This is a genomic window from Pseudomonas sp. FW300-N2F2 (genome assembly GCF_017351655.1).
GTDB lineage: Bacteria > Pseudomonadota > Gammaproteobacteria > Pseudomonadales > Pseudomonadaceae > Aquipseudomonas > Aquipseudomonas fluorescens_AA.
This window is the reverse complement of record NZ_JACNDQ010000002.1, coordinates 567,134-592,175: the sequence shown is the minus strand read 5'-3', so window position 1 is coordinate 592,175 and position 25,042 is coordinate 567,134. Positions and strand designations below refer to the sequence as shown.

Sequence of the window (25,042 nt, the reverse complement as noted above, 5' to 3'; positions counted from 1 at the left end):
GTTCACACCGATCCACTGTGGGAGCGAGCCTGCTCGCGATTGAGGCGACTCGGTCTCGAGGCTACAACACCATCGCCGCCACCCAACCAAACGCCAGCAGCGGCAGGTTGTAGTGGATGAAGGTCGGGACCACGGTGTCCCAGATGTGATGGTGCTGGCCGTCGATGTTCAGGCCGGAGGTCGGGCCCAGGGTCGAGTCCGAGGCGGGCGAGCCAGCATCGCCCAGGGCGCCGGCGGTGCCGACGATGCAGACGATCGCCAGCGGGCTGAAGCCCAGTTGCAGGCACAGCGGCACGAAAATCGTCGCCAGGATCGGCACCGTGGAAAACGACGAGCCGATGCCCATGGTCACCAGCAGCCCCACCAACAACATCATCAGCGCGCCGACGCCCTTGTTGTGGCCGATCCAGGCCGCCGAGGTTTCCACCAGGCTCTGGACTTCACCGGTGGCCTTCATCACTTCGGCAAAGCCTGAGGCGGCGATCATGATGAAGCCGATCATCGCCATCATCTTCATGCCTTCGGTAAACAGGTCATCGGTCTCGCGCCAGCGCACCACACCCGATACCGAGAAAATCAGAAAGCCGACCAGGGCACCAATGATCATCGAGTCGACCAGGAGCTGGATGGCGAACGCCGCGACAATCGCCAGCCCCGCCACCAGCAGGGTCATGGGGTTGTAGCGCACCGCCACTTGCTCGACCCGGGCGATCCTCTTCAGGTCGTAGACGCGTTTCTTGCGGTAGCTGAACAACGACAGCAGCAGGCCGAACACCATGCCCAGCGCCGGGATGCCCATGGCGTGGGTGACGTTGATGCCACTGACGTCCACGCCGCTGCGGGCAATATTGGCCAGCAGGATTTCATTGAGGAAGATATTGCCGAAGCCCACCGGCAGGAACATGTAGGGGGTGATCAGGCCGAAGGTCATGACGCAGGCGATCAAGCGGCGATCCAGTTGCAACTTGGTCAGCACATAGAGAAGCGGCGGCACCAGCAACGGGATGAAGGCGATATGGATCGGCAGAATGTTCTGGGAGGCGACCGCGACCGTCCCCAGCAGGCCGATCAGCACCCATTTGACGCCCGTGCCGCCGGCGGCGTCCTGGCGATCCACCAGGGCCAGGGCTTTGTCCGCCAGGGCGTGGGCCATGCCAGACTTGGCAATCGCCACGGCGAAAGCGCCGAGCAAGGCATAGGAGAGCGCCACCGTCGCACCGCCACCCAGGCCGGCATTGAACGCCTTGAGCGTCGCCTCGATCCCCAGGCCACCCGTCAGGCCACCCACCAACGCGCCGATAATCAGCGCGATCACCACATGCACGCGGGACAGGCTGAGCACCAGCATGACGCCAACCGCGGCAATTACTGCATTTATCATCGTTACCTCAAAGCACAGCGATGGAAAGCCACCGGACAAAAAGGTCGCGACTGTGCAGCAAGCGGCGGCAAGCTGCAAGGGCCGTGGGGCGGGTTTTCAAGTCTCGCAATATTGACGACCACCACCGCCCCCCTCTGTGGGAGCGAGCTTGCTCGCGATAGCAATCTTTCGGTGGCTATCCATGTGACTGAACTGACGCCATCGCGAGCAAGCTCGCTCCCACAGGGGGAGCGGAGCCATGAGATCAGCGCTTGGGCAGCTCGATCACGACCTTCAATCCACCCCACTCGCTGTCGTCCAACGCCAACATCCCGCCCCAGGTGTCGACGATGTCCCGCACGATGCCCAGGCCCAGGCCGTGTCCATCGGTCTGTTCATCCAACCGCGTGCCCCGGCTGAACACCTGGTCGCGGCGGTCCGCGGGGATGCCCGGGCCGTCGTCCTCCACGGCCAGGCTGAAGCCCTCGGCCGTCTCGGTCATGGTCAGGCGCACCTCGGCATCGGCCCATTTGCAGGCGTTGTCCAGCAGGTTGCCCAACAATTCCAGCAAGTCTTCACGGTCCCAGGGCAGGTGCAGGCCTGGCGGGGCGACATAGCTCAGGTGCAGGTGTTCACCGTGAATCATGTTCAGCGTGGCCAACAACCCCGGCAGTTCGGCGTCACAGTCCAGGTGCGCGCCGGGCAAGGCATCGCCGGACAGGCGGGCGCGGTTGAGTTCGCGGTTCAGGCGCTGGCGGACCTGCTCCAGTTGATCGAGCAACAGTTTGCGCAGCTCGGGATACGGGTCGAGCTTCTCGTTCGACGCCAGGCTTTGCAGCACCGCCAGCGGGGTCTTCAAGGCATGGCCGAGGTTGCCCAAGGCATTGCGCGAACGCTTGAGGCTGTCTTCGGTGTGGGCCAGCAGATGGTTGATCTGCGTCACCAGCGGTTCCAGTTCCCGTGGCACCTGTTCGTCGAGTTGCGAACGCTGTCCGCGCTGCAACTGGGCAATCTGCTCCCGGGCGCGGTCCAGCGGACGCAAGGCTCGGCGCACGGTGATGCGTTGCAGCAACAGAATCAGCAACAGCCCCGCCAACCCGAGCCCGAGGCCAACCTGTTGCATCCGGCGGAAGCTGTCACGCACCGGCGTGTAGTCCTGGGCCACGCTGATGGAAATCGCCTGGCCCAGTCGTCGATAATCGGTACGCAGCACCAGCAGCTTCTGGCCCTCGGGCCCCAGTTGCAGGTTGCTGTGCAGGCCGGGGTGGTCGAGCCGAGGCAATTCCTGGTCCCACAGGGAGCGGGAGCGCCAGTGCGCATCGGCAAAATCGATGCGGAAATAATGCCCGGAAAACGGCCGCTGATAGGCCGGCGACAGGCGGCGCTCATCCAATTGCAAGCCCTGCGGGCCGCGCACCAAGGCCACCAGCAGGTTCTCGCTGTCGTTACGCAGCCCCGCTTCCAGGTAACGCTGCAGGCCCAGCTCGAACAACCACAGACTGGTTTGCGCCAGGACCAGGCCGACCACCACCATCACACCGATCAGGCCCAGGCTCAGGCGCCGCTGGATGGATCTCACTGCGCCTGCCCGCCGAACAGGTAACCCTGGCCGCGGCGGGTTTCGATCACGCTGCGTCCCAACTTGCGCCGCAGGTGATTGACGTGGACTTCCAGCACGTTGGAATCGCGCTCGGTCTCACCGTCGTACAGGTGTTCGGCGAGATGGCTTTTGGAAAGGATCTGCTCGGGATGCAGCATGAAATAACGCAACAGGCGAAATTCGGCCGCCGTGAGCTGGATGTCGGTGCCGTCGCGGACCACGCATTGGCGACTCTCGTCCAGGTGCAATCCGGCAGCCTTGAGCGTCGGCTGGTTGACCTGCCCATGGGAGCGGCGCAGCAGCGCCTGGATCCGCAGGTGCAGTTCTTCAGGGTGAAAGGGTTTGGTCAGGTAGTCGTCGGCCCCGGCCTTGAGGCCCTCGATACGTTCGGCCCAGGACCCGCGGGCGGTGAGGATCAGCACCGGCGTGGCCAGGCCGCCAGCGCGCCATTGGGCCAACACGTCGAGCCCCGGCACGCCCGGCAGGCCGAGGTCGAGGATGATCAGGTCGTAGGGCTCGCTGCTGCCCTGGTACACCGCGTCGCGACCATCGGCCAGCCAGTCGACGGCGTAACCCTGGCGTGCAAGCCCGGCCATCACTTCATCGGCCAGGGGCACGTGATCTTCCACCAGAAGCAGGCGCATCAGTCTTCCTTATCTTTGAGTAAGCGGCCGGTCGTGGCCTCCAGGTCCAGTTCGCGCACGACGCCGTCGGTGTCCAGCAGCTCGACCTCATAAATATAGACGCCGTGTTTCTCCTCCAACTCGGCTTCCAGCAGCTTGGCGCCGGGGTGCAGGTCCAGCGCCTGTTGCAGCAGGTGTTCGAGCGGCAGGATCACGCCCTGCTGACGCAGTTGCAGGGCCTCGTCCTGATCCAGGTCCCGGGCCATGGCCAGCGAACAAAACGCCAGCAGCGCCAGCGCCCATCGACCATGGGCGCGTAGATTAAGCTTCATTACGTATCCTGATGATTCTTGAGTACCTCGCCGTTGACGGCATCCAATTCCAGGTCCCACTCGACGCCCTTGGCATCGCGCAAATCCACCTTGTAGAGGTACTTGCCGTACTCTTCCTCCAGCTCGGTGTCGGTCAAGGTAGCTCCAGGGTGCTCGGCCAGGGCAGCGGCGTCGAGTTTTTCAAAGGACAGGATGGTACCAGCGTCTTGCAGTTTGCGGGCTTCGTCCGCGTCCAGGTCTCGTGCCTGAGCCAGGCTCGTACCTAGGGCCATGAGGGTCGCGATGAAAAAGGCAGTCAGGCGGTTCATGGGTTGTCTCCTTTTTTATAATCTTTCACGGGGGCGACTGTATCGGGGTGAACTTAACTGAAACTGAATCGCCATCATGGAACCCACATCAATAATGTGGGAGCGAGCTTGCTCGCGAGGGCAGTGGGTCAGCGTGTAACGATGCAGGATGTGCCGCCGCTATCGCGAGCAAGCTCGCTCCCACAGGGTCTTGTGTCGTTATAATCATCCGCTTGTACGCATTCGAGACCGGTATGACCGCCATCCACATCAAGTTTCCCGCCCTCACCCTCAAGGCCGGCCCCCGTGCGTTCGGGCGGATTCGCCAGGCCGGCTTGAACGCCGCCGACGTCGGTATCCTGCCCGGCGCCGCCGGTGGCCCCAAGGCCCTGGGCATCCAAGGGCTGGACCTGGCGCTGTTCGGCGAATGGCTGCCCGCCGCGCCCCGGGAACGCTCGCTGATCGGGGCCTCGGTGGGGGCCTGGCGCTTCGCCAGCGCCTGCCTGCCGGACGCCGCTGAAGGGATCCGGCGCCTGGGCACCTTGTACAACGAACAAAGCTTCGCCAAAGGCGTGACCATGGCCGGTGTCAGCCAGAGCTCGCAGCGCATGCTCGATGACTTGCTCGACGGCCGTGACACCTCGATCCTCGACAACCCGCGTTACCGGCTCAACATCATGGTCGTCAAGAGCCACGGCCTGCTCGCCCAGGATCATCGCGGCCGGCTGGGCCTGGGGCTGTCGTCGGTGATCGCCGACAACCTGCGGGGCCGTGCCCGGCTGTCGCGGCATTTCGAACGGTTGATCATCCATGACCCGCGCCTGGCCCCGCCCCTGCATCCGCTGAATGACTTTCCGTCGCGTTTCGTGCCGTTGGCCGCCGGCAACCTGCGCCAGGCCCTGCTGGCGTCTGGCTCGATCCCGATGGTGATGGAAGGCGTGCGCGACCTGCCGGGCGCCGGTGCCGGCACCTACCGCGACGGCGGTCTGCTGGACTATCACCTCGACCTGCCCTACAGCGGCGAGGACATCGTGCTCTACCCGCATTTCACCGACCGGGTCATTCCCGGCTGGTTCGACAAGGGCCTACCGTGGCGTCGGGGCAACGTCGACCGTCTGCAGGACGTGCTGTTGCTGGCACCGTCCCGGGAATACCTGGCGCGCCTGCCCTACGGCAAACTGCCAGACCGCAACGACTTCAAGCGCTTCATGGGCGATGACCCGAGCCGCCGCAAATATTGGCGCACGGCGATGGACGAGAGCCGCCGGCTCGGTGACGAGTTCCTCGAGCTGACGGCCAACGGTGGCTTGGGCGAACGTTTGCTGACCCTTTAGTCAGCACGGTCGCGCAACGCCGTTATCAAACTGATAAACTCCGCCGCCTGCCTCGCGACCGCTACCTTAAAGAGCCCGAACCTGTGGAAATCTTCAAAGAGTTTACCTTCGAATCCGCCCACCGCCTGCCCCACGTGCCGGAAGGCCACAAGTGCGGCCGCCTTCATGGCCACTCGTTCAAGGTGGCGATCCACCTGAGCGGCGATATCGACCCGCACACCGGCTGGATTCGCGACTTCTCGGAGATCAAGGCGATCTTCAAGCCCCTCTACGAGCGTCTGGACCACAACTACCTCAACGACATCCCTGGCCTGGAAAACCCCACCAGCGAAGTGTTGGCCAAGTGGATCTGGAACGAGTTGAAGCCGTTGCTGCCGGAGCTCAGTGCCATCCGCATCCACGAGACCTGCACCAGCGGTTGCATCTACCACGGCGAATAAAACCTGTGGGAGCGAGCTTGCTCGCGATGACGGCGGCACATTCAACACCTAGGTGACAGACAGACCGCAATCGCGAGCAAGCTCGCTCCCACAGGCTTGGCTGCCATCACTGTGTTTTCCTGTCCCGACAGCATTGGCCTATGCTTGCTCCCCTGAGCCATTTTCAGGGGAGTATCGATCATGACCCACTGGCCGCTGGATCAAATCTACGACTTCAACGGACACCCCATCCGCTACGCCATCCACGGCGATGGCCCGCCGTTGGTGTTTGTCCACGGCACGCCCTTCTCTTCCTACGTGTGGCACCGGATCGCCCCGTTGTTCTTCGCCACCCACCGGGTGCATTACTTCGACCTGCTGGGGTATGGCCAATCCGCGCAACCCGATGCCGACGTGTCCCTCGGCGTGCAAAACCTGTTGCTCGCACAATTGCTGGAGCATTGGCACCTGGATTGCCCCGACGTGGTGGCCCATGACTTTGGCGGTGCCACGGCCCTGCGCACGCACCTGATCAACGGCAAGGATTACCGCAGCCTGACCCTGATCGACCCCGTGGCGCTGTCGCCCTGGGGTTCGCCCTTTGTGCAGCATGTCCGCCAGCATGAAGCGGCCTTCAGCGGCCTGCCCGACTACATTCAGCGGGCCATCGTACCGACCTATGTCCGCGGCGCGATCAAACGGGACATCCCGGACGCGGAACTGGCGCCCTACGTGCAGCCGTGGCTCGGCGAACCGGGCCAGGCGGCGTTCTACCGGCAGATCGCGCAGATGGACGAACGCTACACCCGTGAAGCCGAGGGCCTGTATCCGAACGTGCGCTGCCCGACCCAGATCCTGTGGGGCGAGGATGATCAGTGGATCCCCATCGAACGCGGCCGGGCCCTGCAACGGATGATCCCGGGGGCACAATTGCACCCCGTTCCAAACGCCGGGCACCTGGTTCAGGAAGACGCTCCGGAGGCCATTGTCGCGGCGGTGTTGCGGTTTCTGCCATTGTCCTCTCCGACCTGAAAAACACTGCATTCCCCTGTGGGAGCGAGCTTGCTCGCGAGGGCGGCATGGCAGTCACCTTGATGCTATCTGACACACCGCTATCGCGAGCAAGCTCGCTCCCACAGGGGGCTCGTCGCTAATGAGATCTGTGTTCCAACTTGAATCACTCGCGCACCGCTTTTGATCCCTGCGCCTACCCAATCCCCAGGATTGTCTATAAATAATCTCGCGATCACCCGCTTGGCACGGCCGCTGCACACTTGCGTCATCCCTCACCCGCAAGGACCGCCACATGACTCAGAACGATCCAGGCAATGACTATCCCCTGAGCGAAGTCCCGCTGCACGCTCGCAAGGGCCTGGCCTCCACGGCCATGGTGCTGCTGGGTTTCACCTTTTTCACCGCCACGATGTTTGCCGGTGGCAAGCTGGGGGTGGCGTTCGGTTTTGCCGAGATGCTCACCGTGATTGTGATTGGCAACCTGCTGCTGGGCCTCTATGCCGCCGGCCTGGGTTACATCGCTTTCAAGAGCGGGCTCAATTCGGTGTTGATGGGGCGTTTCTGTTTTGGCGAGGTGGGCAGCAAGCTCAGTGACTTGATCCTCGGGTTCACCCAGATCGGCTGGTACGCCTGGGGCACGGCGACCGCCGCCGTGGTGCTGGGCAAGTATTTCGAATTGAGCGAGAGCACCGTGCTCGGGTTGATGGTGCTGTTCGGCCTGGGGTTCTGCGCCACCGCCTACGTCGGTTATCGCGGGCTGGAAATCCTTTCGTACATCGCCGTACCAGCCATGATGCTGCTGCTGATGCTGTCGATGTGGGTGGCGACGGTGAAAGTCGGCGGCTTCGAAGGTTTGTTGGCGGTGGTGCCTACGAGCAGCCTCGATTGGTCCACCGCCATCACGCTGGTGTTCGGCACCTTCGTCAGCGGCGCGACCCAGGCCACCAATTGGACGCGGTTCTCCCGCTCGGCGAAGGTCGCGGTGCTGGCGAGCCTGATCGGCTTCTTCCTGGGCAACGGCCTGATGGTGCTGATCGGCGCCTACGGGGCCATCGTCTATCAGCAACCGGACGTGGTCGAAGTGTTGCTGCTGCAGGGCTTCGCCATGGCGGCGATGGCGATGCTGCTGCTCAACATCTGGAGCACCCAGGACAACACCATCTACAACTTCGCCGTGGCCGGTTGCAACCTGCTGCGCACCCGCCGGCGCAAGACCGTGACCCTCTGCGGCGCGGTGATCGGCACACTGCTGGCCCTGTTGGGGATGTACGATCTGCTGGTGCCGTACCTGATTCTGCTGGGCACCGTCATCCCACCGATTGGCGGGGTGATCATGGCCGATTTCTTCTTCCGCTGGCGCGGCCGTTATCCACGCCTGGCCGAAGCCCGGTTGCCGGCGTTCAACTGGCCTGGGCTGTTCGCCTATGGGCTCGGCACGGTCGCCGCGTTCAATTCGCCGTGGGTCGCGCCACTGGTAGGAATCGCCACCGGCGCGCTAACGTATGTGCTATTGATCGGCGTAATGGGTATTCGCACCGCTGACGCACCTCTACAAGACCTATAAAGGATTTGCCCGATGCACATCATCAACGCCCGCCTGCGCAACCGCGAAGGCTTGCATGAACTGCACCTGGAAAACGGCCTGATCGCCAACATCGCCCGCCAGACCGAAGCCCCCAGCCTGGGCCCGGAAGACCTCGACGCCGGCGGCAACCTGGTGGTCCCACCCTTCGTCGAACCACACATCCACCTGGACGCCACCCTCACCGCCGGCGAACCGCGCTGGAACATGAGCGGCACGCTGTTCGAAGGCATCGAGTGCTGGGGCGAACGCAAAGCCACCATCACTCAGGAAGACACCAGCACCCGCGCCAAGAAAACCATCCAGACCCTCGCCGCCCATGGCATCCAGCATGTGCGCACCCACGTCGATGTGACCGACCCCGAACTCACGGCGCTCAAGGCCATGCTGGAAGTGCGCGAGCAAAGCCGTCACCTGATCGACATGCAGATCGTCGCGTTTCCCCAGGAAGGCATCGAGTCCTACCGCAATGGCCGCGAACTGATGGAAGAGGCGATCCGCATGGGCGCCGACGTGGTGGGCGGCATTCCCCACTTCGAGTACACCCGCGACCAGGGTGTCAGCTCGGTGAAATTCCTTATGGACCTGGCCGAACGCACCGGTTGCCTGGTGGATGTGCATTGCGACGAAACCGACGATCCGCACTCGCGCTTTCTCGAAGTGCTCGCCGAAGAAGCCCGCAGCCGCGACATGGGCCCCCGCGTCACCGCCAGCCACACCACGGCCATGGGTTCCTACGACAACGCCTACTGCGCCAAGCTGTTCCGCCTGCTCGGGCATTCGGGCATCAGCTTCGTCTCTTGCCCGACCGAAAGCATTCACCTGCAGGGGCGTTTCGACACCTTTCCCAAACGCCGTGGGGTCACTCGGGTCAATGAACTGCTCGAAGCCGGGATGAACGTGTGCTTCGGCCAGGACTCCATCGTCGATCCGTGGTATCCGCTGGGCAACGGCAACATCCTGCGGGTGCTGGAAGCCGGGTTGCATATCTGCCACATGCTCGGCTACCGCAACCTGCAAAGCGCCCTGGACCTGGTCACCGACAACAGCGCCAAGGCCATGGCCCTGGGCGAGCGCTACGGGCTGGAACCCGGCCGCCCGGCGAACCTGCTGATCCTGTCGGCGGACAGCGACTACGAAGTGATCCGCAGCCAGGGCCTGCCGCTCTACTCGATTCGCAATGGCGAAGTGCTGATGAAGCGGCAGATGCCGGTGGTGGAGTTTGCGCAGCAGACAGGCTGATTTCCCTGTGGCGAACTTGCTCGCGACGGCGGTGGGTCAGTTGCATTGATGTTGGATGTAGTGCCGCCATCGCGAGCAAGCTCGCTCCCACAAGGGATCTTCAGTGGACATAAATGTCGAGTCCGGCACAGGGCCCCTGTGGGAGCGAGCTTGCTCGCGATAGCGGTATGAACCGCACCGCAAAATCTCCAGAACGCCCTACGGCACAAGCCGCGCCGTACCGAACAACCTGACCCGCACCAACTCGCCCGCCGCTTCTTCCAGCAAAATCGGCACCGTGCCGCCGGGCATCACCACCCTCACCACGCCCGCCTTCACCCAGCCCACCCGCCACGCAGCACTGGCCACCGCACTGGCACTGGTACCCGAGGACGCGGTAGGGCCTTCACCGCGCTCAAACACCCGCGCCGCGATTCGCCCTTCGGCTTCCAGGCGGGCCCATTGCAGATTCACCCCTGCGGGACACGGCAGCCCGGCGCCACCCGGGGCAGCATAGGCGATGCGAAGCAGGCTTTGCGACAGCGCCGCAGCGCGCATCTGCGAATTGCTCGGCAACGCCTCGGCACCGTCCACCAGCGTCACGCAATGGGGGTTGCCAATGTTCACGAACTGGCTGTTACCCCAGGCCGGGTTCAACCGTTCAAGCGCCGCCACACGGCTGACATCGCACTGGTCGAACATCACACGCTCGACGTCCTGGGCACCGACGGCCCCGGGCCCGAACAGCGGTTTGCCCAGGTCCAGCCAGAAGCCTTGGGTGCCTTCGAATTCAGCGGCGCGAACCGAAGTTCGCAACGGAGACAAACCGTCGGATTTATCGTGATGAACCTGCAGCAAGCAATCACCCGTCCCCGCCATCAAGCCCTGCTCTTGCAAGGCCTGGGAGAAAATCGTCAGGCCATTGCCGCTGCGCTCGGCCAGTGTCCCATCGGTATTGACGATCAACAGATCAAAGGGCGGTTCACTCTGGAACGGGCCAATCAGCAACCCATCACTGCGATGAGCCTTGGCATCCGGCGGCGCCTCACCCGGCGCCCAGGCGCAGAACGCGTGCACGGCCGCCGTTGCCCAGGACTCGCGGGTCTGCGCGGCCTGGGCGGCCGAATGAGGCAGATCGATGCCATGGTCACGGGCCTGCTGCGGTGAAACGACTCCATAGATATTGCCGCGTGCGTCGTAGAACGGTGCCATGCATCGGGTCCGGAGAAAGCCAGAAGGGGCCGGTAGTTTAGGCGAAGCCTGCTTCATACAGCCAAATCTTTGCGCCGTAACCTGTCAGGTTCGACAGATAAGCAACTGTCTGGTGAACCCGTACAAGGCCCAGTGACCCGCAGTGTCCAAGGAGGGTGCTTCAGGGCTTCGGCACCTTGGGGTCGCGGTGCGGTCAGTGAATATGCAAGCATAGCCCCCCTGCCTGCACCACCGCACTGCACCGCCCGAAAACCAAGGACGTTTCATGACTGCCATCACGCCCCCGCCCACCTTTGTCCCCGGACGCCTGGAACAGATGTCCACCCGCATCGCCTACCTCATCGCCGGCATCGGCATCGCCGCCTGGGCGCCGCTGGTGCCTTACGCCAAAGTGCGGGCGAACCTCGATGAAGGCACCCTCGGCTTGCTGCTGTTATGCCTGGGGGTCGGGTCGATCCTGGCGATGCCGATTTCCGGTGCGCTGGCGACGCGGTTCGGCTGCCGTCGGGTGCTCAGCGGCGGCACGCTTCTGATCTGCCTGGCATTGCCGTTGCTGGCGACGATGACTTCCCTGCCCTGGCTGGTGGTGGCGCTGTTCCTGTTTGGCGCCGGGCTCGGCACCGTGGACTCGACCGTGAACCTGCAAGCAGTGATCGTCGAGCGGGCCAGTGGCAAGACCATGATGTCGGGTTTCCACGGCATGTTCAGCCTCGGCGGGATCATTGGCGCGGCCGGCGTGAGCGCCCTGCTCGGCCTGGGACTTTCGCCGCTGGGGGCGACGCTGGTGGTCAATGGCGTGCTGCTGGTGGCGTTGTTCAAGGCGGCGCCGCACCTGTTGCCCTACGGCAGTGAAAGCTCGGGACCGGCGTTCGCCATTCCCCATGGTGTGGTGCTGTTTATCGGCATCCTCTGTTTCATCGTGTTCCTGGCCGAAGGCGCGGTGCTGGACTGGAGCGCCGTGTTCCTGACCACCGAGCGCGCGGTGGATACCGCCTATGCCGGGCTGGGCTATGCCGCCTTCGCGCTGACCATGACCGTCGGCCGCCTGACCGGCGACTCGGTGGTGCATCGCCTGGGGGCCAAACGCGTGATCATCTATGGCGGGTCGATCGCCGCCGCGGGGTTCCTGCTGGCGACCCTCGCCCCGATGTGGCAAGCGGCGCTGCTGGGGTATGCGTTGGTGGGTGCCGGGTGTTCGAACATCGTGCCGGTGTTGTACACCGCCGTCGGCAAACAGACCCTGATGCCGGAAGCGATCGCCGTACCGGCCATCACCACCATCGGCTATGCCGGCATCCTCGCCGGTCCGGCGCTGATTGGCTTCGTCGCCCATGGCAGCAGCCTGAGCTTTGCGTTTGGGTTGATTGCGTTGTCGCTGGTGGCGGTGGCCGTCAGCGGGAAAGTCTTGAAGGTCTGATGCCTCCAGGGAGCCTTGGCTAGCAAATGAACCTGTGGCGAGGGAGCTTGCTCCCGCTCGGTTTTGTAGGAGCTGGCGAAGCCTGCGATCTTTTGATCTTTCGCTCCAGACTCAATCGGCAGTGGAAAGATCGCAGCCTCGCTTCGCTCGTCAGCTCCTACAGGCCCAGCGGGAGCAAGCTCCCTCGCCACTGGATTGTATTTCAGCCCCTGGCATTGTGTTCCAAGCCCCAGGGCCTGATCCTCGATCAGAATCCCACACTCGCCTGCACAAAGAACGTACGCGGTGCGCCGACGTAAATGCCCGAGTTGTTGTCGCTGGAACGGGTGTAGTACTGGTGATCGAACAGGTTTTTCACCCCGGCGCCGACTTTCAGGTTCGACAGCTGTGCACCGAAGTCATAGCCGGCGCGCACATTCCAGAGCACGTAGCCCGGCATGTCGCCGTACTGCCCATCGGCGGTGCCATCGGTGATGTAGTCGCCGCTGAAGCTGCCATCGGCGTTCACGTTGTTGCCCGGTGAGCGCTGCTTGGACTGGGCAAAGGCGTCGAGGTTATAGGTCCAGCGATTGGCCTCGTAACGCAGGCCCACGTTGGCCACCTGGCGAGAATAGAACGGCAGGTCACGGCCCTTGAAGCTCGGGATCTCGCCTTCGTAAGTCGCGCGGGTGTAGGTGAAACCGGCGTTGGCGGTGAGGCCTTCGAGGCGTGGGTCGAACGCGGCCATGTCGTAGTGCACCGAAGCCTCCAGCCCCTGGTGCTTGGTCGCGCCCATGTTGGTCCAACCCACGTCGTTGCTGATGTATTGCAGCTCGTCGTCGAAGTCGATGTAGAACAGCGTCACTTCCCCGCCCCACACGTCATCGTTGTAACGCGTGCCGATCTCGTAGGTCTTGGCTTTCTCCGGGCTCAGGCCATTGGCGGTGTTGTTGCCGTCGCCGCCCTGGCCGAGCTGGAAGTATTGCAGGCTGCCGAACGAGGTCTCGTAGTTGGCGAACAGCTTCCAGGCATCGGACAGGTGATACATCACGCTCAGGGCCGGCAGCGGTTCGTTGCTGTCGATGCTGCGGCGTTTTTCCTGCACAGGGCGGCCAGCGGTGTCGAGTACCGGGCGGTCGTGCCATTCGGTGCTGATGCTTTCGAAGCGGATGCCCGGGGTGATGGTCCACTGACCGACATCGATCTTGTCATCGATATACACCGCATGGGCTTCAGTGCCGCCGGTACGGTCCTGATAGACGTGGCCGTCGGCCCCCGGACGCACCACCGGTTCGTTATTGCGCAACGCCAGGCGGCTGGCCTCTTCGTGCATGCCTTCCTTGAGGTAGCGATAACCGACGCTGGCTTCCTGGGTGGTGGGGCCCAGGTCGAACACGTGGGACACCCGGGGTTCGATGCCGAAGGTGTAATAGGTGCGCGGGTAGGACACCAGGTTGCGCTGGTCTCGGGAGGCGATGGTGCTGCCCCGGTAGCTGTCGGAATAATAGGTCAGCACTTCGGCCTGGGTGCGCTCATTGATCTCGCGGATCCACTTGAACGACACATCCTTGCGCCGGCCACTGAAGTTGTCCCAGTCGCGGTCGGACTGGTACGGGTCCGCGTCGTACTGGGCCTGGGTCAGGCCGCCGGGCATGTCGGCCTTGGCGTCGTAGTAGTGGAAATTCAGCGAGAAGTCGTCGACATCGGTCGGCGCCCAATGGGTCTTGAGAATCACGTCGTCGATGTCGTTGCCGTTGTTGCTCTGGCGATACCCGTTGCCGTTGACGCCCGAATACAACAGTGCCACGCCCAGGCCGTTGTCAGCGGTGCCGCCGAGGAAAGCCGTGTCGATGTGCTTCCAGCCGCCGCGCTGGGAGGTTTCCAGGGTGGTGCCGATTTCACCGGTGGATTTCTGCGGAATGGCACGGGTCACGAAGTTGATCACCCCACCGACGTTCTGCGGTCCGTAGCGCACCGAGCCTGCGCCGCGCACCACGTCGACGCTGTCCAGGTTGCCCAGGGCAATCGGCGCCATGGACAGTTGCGGCTGGCCATAGGGCGCGAACGCTGCCGGTACGCCGTCGATCAACACCGTGGAGCGCGGCGACAAGCGCGAGGTCAGGCCACGTACGCCGACGTTCAGGGAAATATCGCTGCCGCCGGTGCCGTTGGCGTCTTGCACCTGCACCCCCGGCACCCGCCGCAGCACGTCGCCGAGGTTCATGGCGCCCTGCTCCACCATCGCTTCGCGGCGGATCACCGTACGCGCACCGGGGTGGTTCTGCACCACTTCGGCGTTGGCATCGCCGAGCCAGTCTCCGACCACCTGGATTTCAGTCGCCCCCAGCTCCAGCGGGCCGGCGTTGGACGCCGAAGGTGCTGGCGACACGGTCACCGAACCCTCATCGATCTGGTACTGCAGGCCGCTGCCCTGCAGCAATTGGCGCAAGGCCGCTTCCGGGGACAAGTTGCCGTCCACCGCCGGCGCTTGTTTGCCGGCCACCGATTCGGCGCTGAAGAACACCTGCAACGCGGTCTGCTGGGCGAGCTGGGTCAAGGCTTGCCCCAGCGGTTGCGCCTGGATGTGAATGGCGGTGGCGGCCTGATCGGCGAACGCCTGGGGCACAGCGGCGCTGACCGCCAGGGTCAGGGCCAAGGGCAGCCAGCGTACGTGGGTACGGTTGTTGTTTTTGGCGGTTGTTTTCACGTCGAACCTTGTCCTGTTGATCGCAAGAATACGCGTCTGTTAATGCAAACCAGTTGCAGTTGGACAAGAAGACGAAGAACTCGGAAAAAACCTGAATCTATCGTGCGATTATTTCCTGGCTGCCGTCATCCAGATTGCGCACGGCCACCGGCAGGATGTTCGGCAGCGCCTTGAGCAGCGCCTCGGGGTCGTCGGCGCGGAACACACTGGTCAGGCGCAGGTTGCCCACCGCCGCGCTACCGACCCGCAGGGGCTGGGTGCGATAACGAGAGACTTCTTCAGCCACTTCCTTGAGCGGCGCGTCGTTGAACACCAGCTTGCCATGGCGCCAGGCGGTGAGCGCCTCGATGTTGACCGCGTAAGGCGTGGCGACTTTGCCCTGGGCATCGATCTGGGTGCCGAGGCCCGCTGTCAGGCTGACCGACTGAGCCGGGAGCGCGGCGCGGCCCTGGACCTTGACGCTGCCCTGCGCCACCGCCACCCGGGTCTTGTCGGCATCGCGGCGCACATCGAAGCGCGTCCCGGTCACCGTCACCTGGCCGTTGCCCGCATCGACGGTGAATGGCCGGCCAGCATCGTGTTCGACGCTGAACAGGGCCTCGCCTTCGGCCAGTTCCACCCGGCGCTGATGGTGTGCGAATTGAATACGCACCCGGCTGCGGCTGTTGAGATCGATCACCGAACCGTCCGGCAAGGCGATATGCCGACGCTCGCCAAGGGCGGTGGCGTATTCGCCGCTGTAGTCGGTGGAAGAACTCAAACCGCTGAACAGCCCCAACCCCAGCGCTACCGCGAACAGTCCGGCGGCGACGGCGTAGCGCAGCAGCGGCCGACGCTTGGGACGTTCGGCGGGAGGTTCGCACAGCGCTCGCAGGCGTTCCTTGGGCAGCAGGTCCGTGGCGCTCCAGATCCCCTGGAGCAATTGAATTTCGTCACGGTGGTTGGCATGTTCGTCCAGCCAGGCTTCGAAACGCTGGCGCTCCTCGACACTCATGGCCGGCGCTTGCAAACGCACGAACCATTGCGCCGCCGCGTCGCGAACCCTGTCCTGCCCGCACGGGCATTCACGGCTATCCATCATGGAAGGTCCTGTGGCTCAGGTGGAAGAGGACGACGGATCATTGGCCTGGTCCGTCCAGGCGATCGCGCAGATGCCGCAGGGTGCGGATCATATACTTTTCCACCATGTTTTTTGACAGGCCCAGGCGCTCGGCGATTTCCGCCTGGGTCAGGCCTTCGATCTTCTGCCAGACGAACACCGTGCGGCAGTTGGCCGGCAGCTCGGCAAGCGCCCGCTCGATCGAGTCCGCCAGTTGAATCGCGTGCATGAAGTGCTCCGGGTCGCCCGAAAACGACTGACCAGGGTCGATGACAGCCTCTTCCATGGCCCCCCGTCGATCTTCGCGCCGATAGCCATCCACTGCAATGTTGCGCGCGGTCTGATGCAAATAGGCCCGTGGCTGCTCGACCCCGCTCGAATCGGACTCAAGCACCCGCACGAAGGTGTCATGGGCCAGGTCCTCGGCCTGCTGGCGATTGCGCAAGCGACGGGTCCAGGTGCCGATCAACTCTTCGTAATGCTCGAAAAAGCCGGGTCTGCGGGGCAGCTTGGGGGTCATCGCGGTGCGCTGTGGAAACGGGGCATGAATAGTAATGGTTACTATTCATGTGAAGCAAACCTATTACGGCGCCTGTCGTCCGAAGCTTTAAAACTGAGGCATAAACCTTTGTGGGAGCGAGCTTGCTCGCGATGGCGGTGTGTCAGTCAAGGGTGCATTGACTATCAGACCGCTATCGCGAGCAAGCTCGCTCCCACAGGTTTTTTTCTTCTTCGCCCGACTACGCCTCAGGCATCTTGCGAAAGCCCACGGCCAAGCGGTTCCAGCCATTGATGGCGTTGATCGCCACGGTCAGGTCGACCATTTCCTTGGGGCTGAAATGCTCGCTCAGCAGGGCATAGTCGGCGTCCGGCGCGTGGGTGTCGCTCAGGCGGGTCAGGGCTTCGGTCCAGGCCAGTGCGGCGCGTTCGCGGCCGGTGAAGAACGGCGCTTCGCGCCAGGCGGTCACGGCGTACAGGCGACGTTCGGTCTCGCCATCCTTGCGGGCATCGGCGGTGTGCATGTCGATGCAGAAAGCGCAGCCGTTGATCTGCGAGGAGCGCAACTTGACCAGCTCCAGCAGGGACTTCTCCAGGCCCAGGTTCGAGGCGGCGCTTTCCAGGGCCAGCATGGCTTTGAAAGCGTCTGGGGAAGCGGTGTAGAAATCGATACGCGGTTGCATGGTGAACTCCAGAACGATTAGGTGTAGCGCTACGTTAGCCGTGCAGTGGCGCGGTACAAATAGCCAATTGTTGGGAAGTTCGGGTGGCCAATGGGGAACGCGTCGGGGTTTGCCCGAAGGAGGGCTGGAGGCGCCTGTGGCGAGGGAGCTTGCTCCCGCTCGGCTGCGAAGCAGTCGTAACCCAGCCGACGCGGTCCGCCAGGGAAACGGTGTCAGGCCTTTTGGGGCGGCTGCGCCACCCAGCGGGAGCAAGCTCCCTCGCCACAGGGGATAGGCTTCAGGCCCGGCTGCGCAGCCACTGCAGGAAGCGTTTCTTGGCGACGGGCTTGGGCAGGTCGCGGGTGAGGTTCTGGGCCAGGTGCATGCGCACGTCCAGCAGGTTTTTCATCGCGTCGTTGATGTCGCGACGGGCCTCGAGGCACGGCTTGAGGTAACTGTTTTCGATGCGGTACAGGGTGCAGAACGTCTTGGCGGAAAAAGTCGCCAGGGCCGCCTGCTCGGCGACGATCCCGGCTTCGCCGATCACTTCCCCCGGCCCCATGCGTCCGCCCTCGAGTGGCTGGCCGTTGCGCATGAGGGTGACGCTGACCACCCCTGACTCGATGATGAACAGATGATCGCTGACCTCCCCCGCCGCCAGGATCACATCGCCGGCGCGGAAGGTTTGCAGGGTCATGTTCTGGCTGAAGGTGTCTTTCTCATCCTGGCGCAGGGTGGAGAAAATGTTCGAGCTTTCCAGCAATGCCCGGGGCCGCGACACCACCTGGGGCGTGGCGCTTTCACTGGTGGACAGCAGGCTCACGCCCGACGCCTGCAAATGCCGGAACGCCAGGTCGAACAACTGGTTGCGCACCGTGCGTTTCAGGGCCATGGAGGCGACGAACCCGCTGATTTCATACTCCGCCCCGCCGCTGCCGCTGCTCTTGAGGGCGACGCTGGGGGCCGGGGTGGCGAGCAGGGAACGACAGCCGATCATGGCCCGCTCCAACGCGTCGATCACAGTTTGTGGCCGCGCGTGAGGGCTGACCTGGATGCTGATGGACAGGCCATGGACATCGCTGGGGCGGCTGAAGTTGATGACCTTGGCCTTGGCCGCCAACGAGTTGGGAATCACCGCCATGCTGCCCTGGGCGGTCTGCAAGCGCGTGGCCCGCCAATCGATGTCGGTGACCCGGCCTTCAGTGCCGTCGATGGAAATCCAATCATCGAGCTGATAGGGCTTGGTGGTGTTGAGCACGATCCCGGAGAACACGTCGCTGAGGGTGCTCTGCAAGGCCAGGCCGACGATGATCGCCATCGCGCCGGAGGTAGCCAGCACGCCCTTGACCGGCAAATCCAGCACATAGGCCAGGGCCGCGATAACGGCGATCAGGAAAATCACCGCGCCGAGCAAATCCTGCAACAACCGCCCGGTGTGGCCGACCCGTTGCATCATCGCCGCCACGATCAGCACCGTCAGGGTTCGCGCGGCGAACAGCCACCAGGTGATCTGCAAACCGGTAGCGGCCAAGTGCCGCGGCACATCCTCGACCCACTGCGCCGGGACCATGGGGTTGAGGCCTTCGTTGAACAGCAGCACGCTGAACAACGAAAAAATCACCAGCCTTGCGCCGACTTTCCAATAGATCCGATCCGCACTGACCAGATGCCACATCAGTAGGTCGAGCACCAGCAGCGCCAGGGCACAGAGCAGCGGGTGCTCGGAGATCAGAAACAGCATCGGGACAGCTCCAGGAGGGCGATTGGCGAAGATTGGCACAGTTTGAACACGCTGTAGAGATCCCCCGCAGATCCCCATGTGGGAGCGAGCTTGCTCGCGATTGCCGTGTGTCAGTCAAGGGTGCATTGACTATCAGACCGCTATCGCGAGCAAGCTCGCTCCCACAGTGGGTGTGGGTGCTGCGCGACTGTTGCTTTCGCGTTCAATCGTCCATCCGGCCAAAGCGCCCGGAGTGGAAATCATTGAAGGCCTGGTGGATTTCCTGTTCGCTGTTCATCACGAACGGACCATGGCCAACGATGGGCTCGTCGATCGGCTCGCCACTGAGCAGCAACAGCACCGCGTCGTTATTGGCTTGCAGGCTCAATTGGTCGCCGGCCCGGTCGAACAGGGCCATCTGCCCGGCCTCGACCCGCTCGCGGCCATTGGCCTGAACCGAGCCCCGCAGCACCACCAAGGCGGTGTTGTGGCCTTCGTGCAGGTCCAGGGTGAGGGTTTTCCCGGCATTCAAGCGGATGTCCCAGACGTCGATGGGGGTGAAGGTCCGTGCCGGGCCTTGATGCCCTTCGAAGCGCCCGGCAATCAGGCGCAGGCTGCCGGCGTCGTCCTTCAGGGCGATGTTCGGAATGTCGCCCTTGAGGATCGTCTGGTAGCCGGCCGGGGCCATCTTGTCCTTGGCGGGCAGGTTGACCCATAGTTGGACCATTTCCATGAACCCGCCCTGACGGGCAAACGCTTCGGAGTGGAACTCTTCGTGGATGATGCCGGAAGCGGCGGTCATCCATTGCACATCGCCGGGACCGATCTTGCCGCCGCTGCCGGTGGAGTCACGGTGTTCCAGTTCGCCCTGGTAGACGATGGTCACGGTTTCGAACCCACGATGGGGGTGCTGGCCGACGCCGCGGCGCTCGCTGGTCGGCGTGAATTCGGTGGGGGCGGCGTGGTCCAGTAGCAGGAACGGGCTGATGTGCTTGCCCAGGTTGTCGTAGGAAAACAGCGTGCGCACCTGGAAACCGTCGCCGACCCAATGAGGCCGCGGGCTGGTGTAGAGGCCAATGATGTTTTTCATGCCGTGTCTCCAAAATCAGGTACTGCGATTTGATGGACACAGCTTAAAACCCACACCCTTGAAGCACTAGACGGCAAAAACCGGCCTTAGCGTTCCATTTGGAGAACGATCAAGAACCTGTGGGAGCGAGCTTGCTCGCGATGACGGGGTATCAGCCGAAGATGCATCGACAGGCGGACCGCTATCGCGAGCAAGCTCGCTCCCACAGGGTTGGGTGTCACTCATTCAAAGGTGATTGCGCTTGGCAAACTCCGACAACCCCACCAAGGATTGCAGCCCCAGCTTTTCCAACAGACGGCTCTTGTAAGTGCTGACGGTTTTTGGACTCAGGAACAGGCTTTCAGCGATGTCCTTGCCGCGCATGCCCATGGCCAGCATGCGCAAGATGGACAGTTCGCGGGTGGAGAGGCTTTCCAGGGCTTGCTGTTCGCTGCGTTGCTGGAAATCCAGCCTGACGGGCATCTGGGGGAAATAGGCATAACCGGACTTCAACGCCTGGATGGCCTTGGTCAGCTCCTTGAGATCACTCTTCTTGGTCACAAAACCCCGGGCCCCGGCCGAGATGCAGCGGTTGCAGAAGTGCTGCGCATCCTGGGACGTGAACACCAGCACGCTGCATTCAGGAAACTGGGCCATGATCCAGACCAGCAGGTCCAGGCCATCGAAGCCGTTCATCACCAAATCCAGGATCACCAGGTCTGGCGCACTCTCCTTGATGATGCCCCGGGCATCGGCCGCGCCGCTGGCGTCCCGGATGTGGGTGAACGCCTCATTCTGGCAAATGAGCCGCAGCGCCCCTCTAATGACAGGGTGGTCATCCACGATCAACACGTCTTTCAAGGCAGCTCCCCAAAACAATACAAACGGCACCGGTGCCATGACCGCACCGGACTCTTGCACAAGTGCCAGGCCCTGCCACCTGTCAAACCTGACAGTGCGGACCAACGGTCTGGTTCAGCGTCCATGACCCTGCCTGAGGGGGCGAACCCACGGTTGCAACGGCTCATGGATAGGAGGATCGACCCGTTCCATCAGGCGTCGCAGTGACGCGAGATCAGGCAGTGGCGCCTGGCTCAGATGCACGTTCGATCGACGCGCCACAGGCACCGGCGACTGACTGGCCGGTTGCGCGTTGTAGATCATCCCGTGACGAATCTGCGGGTTGTAGATCACAAAATCGTGCAGGTCCAACGCCCCGTCCGCCAACGCCCCGTTGACGACAATCAGGTCGAACGGCTCGCTGCCGTACTCCACCAGCGTGAGCAGTTCCTGCAAATGGCTCACGGGGACAATCCGGTGGTAGCCCTGTTGGTTGAACAGACGCTCCAGCACGATTCGATAGGTCTGTTGTGGGTCGGCAATCAGGATACGAAGTGCTTTGTTCGGCATGGCAAGCTTTCCAATAGCAACGCGCCAGGTAGGCACCGGCTCAAGAACATTCAGGGCGCTCAGGCTAGAGGAAGCGTTTGAAGGGCGATGTAGGACTATTCCTAAAATGAGGACAGACACAGCCCCTATGGCGAGGGAATTTATCCCGCTCGGCGCTTTGCAGGCGCTGGCGAAGCCTGCGATCTTTGATCGTTCGCTTGGGATTCAAGGGTCTTTGGAAAGATCGCAGCCTCGTTGCACTCGTCAGCTCCTACGGTTCATACAGCTCCTATAGCGCCTATTCCTCCAGGTGGGTTTTCAGTCGTTCCGCCAGGTGCTCGATGGCTTGGCGAAGGTCTTCCACGGCCTCGGCGAGCAGCACCGTGTCGTTCCCTCGACAAGCGCTTTCCAGCGCCTCGCAGGCGGCGATCAGGCGTTGCGCCTGGATGATCCGCGCCCCGCCCTTGATCCGGTGCGCCAGGTCCGCCAGGCCCGGCAAGTCCTGTCGGGTGGCCAAGTTCAGCAGTCGCGCTTGATCCGCGGCATTGCTGCTGACCAGTTCCTCCAGCAACGCCCTGATCGCACTGGTGTCGCCACCGGTCAGTTGCTCCAGGCCGGTCAGGTCGAGGCCATCGCCGGACTGGGGCGCCCGCGCATCCGGCATGACCGAAGCCAGGCACGCATTGAGTGCCTTGAGGCCGATGGGCTTGAACAGGCAATCGTCCATCCCGGCTTCGGCGCAGCGCTGCTTTTCCTCGGGCTGGGCGTTGGCGGTGAACCCCAGGATCACCACCGGCGACAGGCTACGATCGCGCTCTTCGGCGCGAATGGTACGGGCCAGTTCGTAGCCGCTCATCAAGGGCATGTTGCAGTCGGTGATGACCACATCGAAGTGTTCGCTGCGCCAAGCCTGCAGACCCTCGACACCGTTCTGCGCCTCCCGGACGCGATGGCCCAGGTAGCCCAATTGCTGGGACAGCAGCAAGCGGTTGGCCGGGTAGTCGTCGACCACCAGGATACTCAGCGCCGGGACCGGCAGCAGCGCCTCGACCTCGGCAGGTGCCGCCGGCAGTGCATCGAGCAAGGGCAGGTCCAGCAAAACCTTGACCTGCGTGCCCTCCCCCGGCACGCTGCGCAACACCAGGGTGCCCCCCATCATTTCGCACAACGTACGGCTGATGACCAACCCCAACCCGGAACCGCTGCGAGCCGACTGCGGGTGCTGGCCGGCCTGGGCAAAGGGGCTGAACAGGCGACGCTGATCCTCGGGGGAAATACCGCAACCGGTGTCCTCGACCCGCAGGCAAAGACCCAGGCGTTCGTGCCCAGGGACCGGCTCGCCGCACACACTCAGGCGCACTTCGCCCTGGTCGGTGAACTTGATGGCGTTGCTCAACAGGTTCGAGACGATCTGCTTGAAACGCAATGGATCAATCAACACGTCGCGGTCGACCCCGGCATCCAGCACCCAATGCAAGCGCAGGTGTTTCTGCCAGGCCAGGCCCTCGAAAATCCGCGCCACCGACTCGATCAACGTGTGCAGATTGGCCCGTTGCGGCGCCAGCGACAACTTGCCCGACTCGATGCGGGCGATGTCGAGGATGTCGCCGATCAGGTCCAGCATGCCATGGGCCGCACCCGACGCGACTTCGATGGCGAATCGGTCGACGATGCCTTGGTCGGCTTTTTTCAGGGCCAGTTCCAGCAGGCCGATCACCGCATTCATCGGCGTGCGGATCTCATGGCTCATGGTCGCCACAAAAGTGGTCTTGGCCCGATTGGCCTCGTCGGCGCTTTCCTTGGCCACGCGCAACTGTTCCAACAGACGCCGCAGATAAATGCTCCAGCCCAAGGCCACCAGCAACAGCAGCGCAGCAACGGCGAACCCCTGGAGGATCGTAGTGCGGTTGCGCAGCCAATAACTGTCGTCGATCACCACCTCACTGCGCCAGCGGTTGGTCAGCTCGTCCATTTCTTCCGGGGAAATACTCAACAGCGCCTTGTCCAGGATCGAGTAAAGCTCCAATGCGCCCCGGTTCGTCGCCAGGGCAATGTGCGCGGGCAAGGTGCCCACGGTGCTGGTGACTTGCAGCGTGTCGCGGTACTGGCGGGAAATCATGTAGCGGGCGCTGATCAGCGGATTGATCGCAGCGTCTGCCGTGCCGGCGGCGACCATGGCCATGGCATCGGCCGCATTCTGCGCCGCCACCAACTGCACGCGGGGGAACTGCTCCAGCAGGAACTCGCGCAGCACGTTGCCACGCACCAGCGCCACGCGCTTGCCCGCCATCTGGTCCAAGGTCAGCGCCTTGGCCCTGACCGGCACCACCAATACGAACGGGTTCGTCAGGTACGGTCGGGTAAAGCGCAACTCGTCCTCGAGTTCGACGCTGGGGATGGCGGTTGCCAGGACGTCGGCCTTGCCGCTCTTGATCTGCCCGATCAAATCGTCAACCGAATCGCCCCGCTGCACATCGAACTTCAAACCAGTGCGCAAGCTGATCCGCGCCAGCACATCGGCGCCAATGCCGCGCAAATGGCCTTGCTCGTCGAAGAACGTCAGCGGCAGGAAGTTTTCATTGGCGGCGACTTTGATGCGTGGGTGGGCGTCCAGCCAACGCTGTTCGTTGACGCTGAAATGCAGCGCCTGCTGACCGGGCATGCTCGCCCCGCCAGCGCTCCAACGCCGCAGGATGATCATGCGTTCGCTGGCGGGAATGGCGTGCAGCGCGGCATTGACGATGCGCAACACGCGCCCATTGTCGCGACTGACCGCAAAGGCGAACGGCTGCACTTCCATACGCGAGAAATCGGCCAGTTGCACATTGTTCAGGTAATTCTTGCTGATCAGGTAGTTGGAACTGATCGAGTCCCCCAGGTAGACGTCGGCCTGACCAAACGCCACGGCGCCGATGGCACTCAAGGTCGAGGGGAACAGTTGCAACGAAGCCTCGGGATAAAACCCCTTGACCGTCTCCGGCGGTAAATAGTGATACAGCATGGCCACCCGCTTGCCCGCCAGGTCCGGGGGCAAGTCCTGGCTGTCGTCGATGCGGGCCACGAGGGTCGGCAGGTCATCGGCATAGGCCTGGGACATCGCCAGGTCCGGATCGGCGGCTTCGAAGCCGTTGGCGGTGCCGAGCAGGTCGATCTCACCGCCGCGCAGGGCCTGGAGCGCTTCGGCGTGGGACGGATAGCGCTGGACCTGCACCGTGACGTGCAAGAGTTGCCCCAGCAATTGCGCATAGTCGGCAGTCAGGCCTTCATAGTCGCGACCATTGCCGGTGATGCTGAAAGGCGCATAGTCCGGCGCCGAGGCCCCCAGCCGCAACGTGCCCTTCTGGCGCAGCCAGGCCCAGTCGGCAGCGTCCAGGGACACCGAATAATCCTCCACATTGGAGCGCCCGAGCACCTGCAACGACTCAGGAGTCGCGCCTACCGGTAGCGCCACGCTCAATGAGCCCAGCAACAGCGCCACCAGGCCTGTGCGTAAAAGCAGCATCATCTGGTCAGGGTGT

General features: G+C 63.2%; 21 protein-coding genes. 6 read left to right on the top strand and 15 right to left on the bottom strand.

All coding sequences use genetic code 11. The features are described from left to right. Window positions 1–61 precede the first annotated feature (61 nt). From J4E63_RS17300 to J4E63_RS17280, 5 genes are all read right to left on the bottom strand, one after another. On the bottom strand, window positions 62–1,378 hold the full coding sequence (locus J4E63_RS17300) for a Na+/H+ antiporter NhaC family protein (protein ID WP_207283226.1): 1,317 nt from the start codon (window positions 1,376–1,378) through the stop codon (window positions 62–64). Between the two features lie 247 nt (window positions 1,379–1,625). Further along, entirely contained in the window at window positions 1,626–2,939 is a 1,314-nt protein-coding gene (locus tag J4E63_RS17295) for a sensor histidine kinase (protein ID WP_192260856.1), read from the bottom strand. Next, window positions 2,936–3,604: a response regulator transcription factor gene (locus tag J4E63_RS17290; RefSeq protein WP_207282767.1), complete on the bottom strand. Its 669-nt coding sequence runs from the start codon at window positions 3,602–3,604 to the stop codon at window positions 2,936–2,938. Before J4E63_RS17290 ends, J4E63_RS17295 begins: the two co-directional genes overlap by 4 nt. Further along, a complete protein-coding gene (locus tag J4E63_RS17285) occupies window positions 3,604–3,915 on the bottom strand; it encodes a PepSY domain-containing protein (protein ID WP_060741424.1) in 312 nt (103 codons plus the stop codon). Before J4E63_RS17285 ends, J4E63_RS17290 begins: the two co-directional genes overlap by 1 nt. Further along, complete coding sequence (locus J4E63_RS17280; RefSeq protein WP_207282766.1) at window positions 3,915–4,223, bottom strand: PepSY domain-containing protein; 309 nt, start codon at window positions 4,221–4,223, stop codon at window positions 3,915–3,917. The genes J4E63_RS17285 and J4E63_RS17280 overlap by 1 nt, the downstream gene beginning before the upstream one ends. A gap of 233 nt (window positions 4,224–4,456) precedes the next feature. Between J4E63_RS17280 and J4E63_RS17275 the strand changes: the two genes are divergently transcribed. The 5 genes from J4E63_RS17275 (at window position 4,457) to codA (ending at window position 9,793) form a co-directional block, all read left to right on the top strand. Beyond that, entirely contained in the window at window positions 4,457–5,536 is a 1,080-nt protein-coding gene (locus J4E63_RS17275; RefSeq protein WP_060741422.1) for a hypothetical protein, read from the top strand. An 83-nt stretch (window positions 5,537–5,619) separates the two neighbouring features. Beyond that, a complete protein-coding gene (gene queD / locus J4E63_RS17270; RefSeq protein ID WP_025212792.1) occupies window positions 5,620–5,976 on the top strand; it encodes a 6-carboxytetrahydropterin synthase QueD in 357 nt (118 codons plus the stop codon). Window positions 5,977–6,156: 180 nt separating this feature from the next. Further along, window positions 6,157–6,987 carry an alpha/beta fold hydrolase gene (locus tag J4E63_RS17265; protein ID WP_207282765.1) on the top strand — a complete coding sequence of 277 codons (831 nt, stop codon included), beginning with the start codon at window positions 6,157–6,159 and terminating at the stop codon, window positions 6,985–6,987. A 274-nt stretch (window positions 6,988–7,261) separates the two neighbouring features. After that, window positions 7,262–8,533 (top strand): cytosine permease, encoded by a 1,272-nt coding sequence (codB, locus tag J4E63_RS17260; RefSeq protein WP_060741420.1) that lies wholly within the window; start codon window positions 7,262–7,264, stop codon window positions 8,531–8,533. Between the two features lie 12 nt (window positions 8,534–8,545). Then, complete coding sequence (gene codA / locus J4E63_RS17255) at window positions 8,546–9,793, top strand: cytosine deaminase (protein WP_207282764.1); 1,248 nt, start codon at window positions 8,546–8,548, stop codon at window positions 9,791–9,793. A gap of 198 nt (window positions 9,794–9,991) precedes the next feature. On the opposite strand, the gene J4E63_RS17250 is transcribed toward codA, so the two are convergent. Next, window positions 9,992–10,984 carry a diaminopimelate epimerase gene (locus tag J4E63_RS17250; protein WP_207282763.1) on the bottom strand — a complete coding sequence of 331 codons (993 nt, stop codon included), beginning with the start codon at window positions 10,982–10,984 and terminating at the stop codon, window positions 9,992–9,994. A 265-nt stretch (window positions 10,985–11,249) separates the two neighbouring features. Between J4E63_RS17250 and J4E63_RS17245 the strand changes: the two genes are divergently transcribed. Continuing rightward, window positions 11,250–12,401 (top strand): MFS transporter, encoded by a 1,152-nt coding sequence (locus J4E63_RS17245; RefSeq protein ID WP_207282762.1) that lies wholly within the window; start codon window positions 11,250–11,252, stop codon window positions 12,399–12,401. Between the two features lie 247 nt (window positions 12,402–12,648). Here J4E63_RS17245 and J4E63_RS17240 read toward each other — a convergent pair whose 3' ends face one another. From J4E63_RS17240 to J4E63_RS17200, 9 genes are all read right to left on the bottom strand, one after another. Beyond that, the gene (locus J4E63_RS17240; RefSeq protein WP_207282761.1) at window positions 12,649–15,087 is read right to left on the bottom strand and encodes a TonB-dependent receptor; all 2,439 of its coding nucleotides are present in this window, start codon (window positions 15,085–15,087) and stop codon (window positions 12,649–12,651) included. A gap of 97 nt (window positions 15,088–15,184) precedes the next feature. Continuing rightward, complete coding sequence (locus J4E63_RS17235; protein ID WP_207282760.1) at window positions 15,185–16,168, bottom strand: FecR family protein; 984 nt, start codon at window positions 16,166–16,168, stop codon at window positions 15,185–15,187. A gap of 37 nt (window positions 16,169–16,205) precedes the next feature. Beyond that, window positions 16,206–16,706, bottom strand: coding sequence for a sigma-70 family RNA polymerase sigma factor (locus J4E63_RS17230; protein WP_060741413.1), 501 nt, complete (start codon window positions 16,704–16,706; stop codon window positions 16,206–16,208). Between the two features lie 220 nt (window positions 16,707–16,926). Further along, window positions 16,927–17,367: a carboxymuconolactone decarboxylase family protein gene (locus tag J4E63_RS17225; RefSeq protein ID WP_207282759.1), complete on the bottom strand. Its 441-nt coding sequence runs from the start codon at window positions 17,365–17,367 to the stop codon at window positions 16,927–16,929. 277 nt (window positions 17,368–17,644) lie between these two features. Continuing rightward, window positions 17,645–19,087, bottom strand: a complete 1,443-nt coding sequence (locus tag J4E63_RS17220) for a mechanosensitive ion channel family protein (RefSeq protein ID WP_207282758.1) — start codon at window positions 19,085–19,087, stop codon at window positions 17,645–17,647. Window positions 19,088–19,289: 202 nt separating this feature from the next. Then, window positions 19,290–20,156, bottom strand: coding sequence for a pirin family protein (locus J4E63_RS17215; protein WP_207282757.1), 867 nt, complete (start codon window positions 20,154–20,156; stop codon window positions 19,290–19,292). A 225-nt stretch (window positions 20,157–20,381) separates the two neighbouring features. Beyond that, window positions 20,382–20,996, bottom strand: coding sequence for a response regulator transcription factor (locus J4E63_RS17210; RefSeq protein ID WP_060743165.1), 615 nt, complete (start codon window positions 20,994–20,996; stop codon window positions 20,382–20,384). Between the two features lie 114 nt (window positions 20,997–21,110). Further along, window positions 21,111–21,545: a hypothetical protein gene (locus tag J4E63_RS17205; RefSeq protein WP_060741409.1), complete on the bottom strand. Its 435-nt coding sequence runs from the start codon at window positions 21,543–21,545 to the stop codon at window positions 21,111–21,113. 277 nt (window positions 21,546–21,822) lie between these two features. Then, complete coding sequence (locus J4E63_RS17200; RefSeq protein ID WP_207283225.1) at window positions 21,823–25,029, bottom strand: ATP-binding protein; 3,207 nt, start codon at window positions 25,027–25,029, stop codon at window positions 21,823–21,825. Window positions 25,030–25,042: the final 13 nt, after the last annotated feature.

Excerpts from the sequence above, each read along its gene's own strand:
- J4E63_RS17230 (WP_060741413.1), bottom strand. The coding sequence starts at position 16,706 with ATGACCCCCAAGCTGCCCCGCAGACCCGGCTTTTTCGAGCATTACGAA.
- J4E63_RS17250 (WP_207282763.1), bottom strand. The coding sequence starts at position 10,984 with ATGGCACCGTTCTACGACGCACGCGGCAATATCTATGGAGTCGTTTCA.
- J4E63_RS17275 (WP_060741422.1), top strand. The coding sequence starts at position 4,457 with ATGACCGCCATCCACATCAAGTTTCCCGCCCTCACCCTCAAGGCCGGC.
- J4E63_RS17245 (WP_207282762.1), top strand. The coding sequence starts at position 11,250 with ATGACTGCCATCACGCCCCCGCCCACCTTTGTCCCCGGACGCCTGGAA.
- J4E63_RS17235 (WP_207282760.1), bottom strand. The coding sequence starts at position 16,168 with ATGATGGATAGCCGTGAATGCCCGTGCGGGCAGGACAGGGTTCGCGAC.
- codA (WP_207282764.1), top strand. The coding sequence starts at position 8,546 with ATGCACATCATCAACGCCCGCCTGCGCAACCGCGAAGGCTTGCATGAA.
- J4E63_RS17215 (WP_207282757.1), bottom strand. The coding sequence starts at position 20,156 with ATGAAAAACATCATTGGCCTCTACACCAGCCCGCGGCCTCATTGGGTC.
- J4E63_RS17285 (WP_060741424.1), bottom strand. The coding sequence starts at position 3,915 with ATGAAGCTTAATCTACGCGCCCATGGTCGATGGGCGCTGGCGCTGCTG.
- J4E63_RS17290 (WP_207282767.1), bottom strand. The coding sequence starts at position 3,604 with ATGCGCCTGCTTCTGGTGGAAGATCACGTGCCCCTGGCCGATGAAGTG.
- J4E63_RS17220 (WP_207282758.1), bottom strand. The coding sequence starts at position 19,087 with ATGCTGTTTCTGATCTCCGAGCACCCGCTGCTCTGTGCCCTGGCGCTG.
- codB (WP_060741420.1), top strand. The coding sequence starts at position 7,262 with ATGACTCAGAACGATCCAGGCAATGACTATCCCCTGAGCGAAGTCCCG.
- J4E63_RS17200 (WP_207283225.1), bottom strand. The coding sequence starts at position 25,029 with ATGATGCTGCTTTTACGCACAGGCCTGGTGGCGCTGTTGCTGGGCTCA.
- J4E63_RS17280 (WP_207282766.1), bottom strand. The coding sequence starts at position 4,223 with ATGAACCGCCTGACTGCCTTTTTCATCGCGACCCTCATGGCCCTAGGT.
- J4E63_RS17205 (WP_060741409.1), bottom strand. The coding sequence starts at position 21,545 with ATGCCGAACAAAGCACTTCGTATCCTGATTGCCGACCCACAACAGACC.
- J4E63_RS17225 (WP_207282759.1), bottom strand. The coding sequence starts at position 17,367 with ATGCAACCGCGTATCGATTTCTACACCGCTTCCCCAGACGCTTTCAAA.
- J4E63_RS17265 (WP_207282765.1), top strand. The coding sequence starts at position 6,157 with ATGACCCACTGGCCGCTGGATCAAATCTACGACTTCAACGGACACCCC.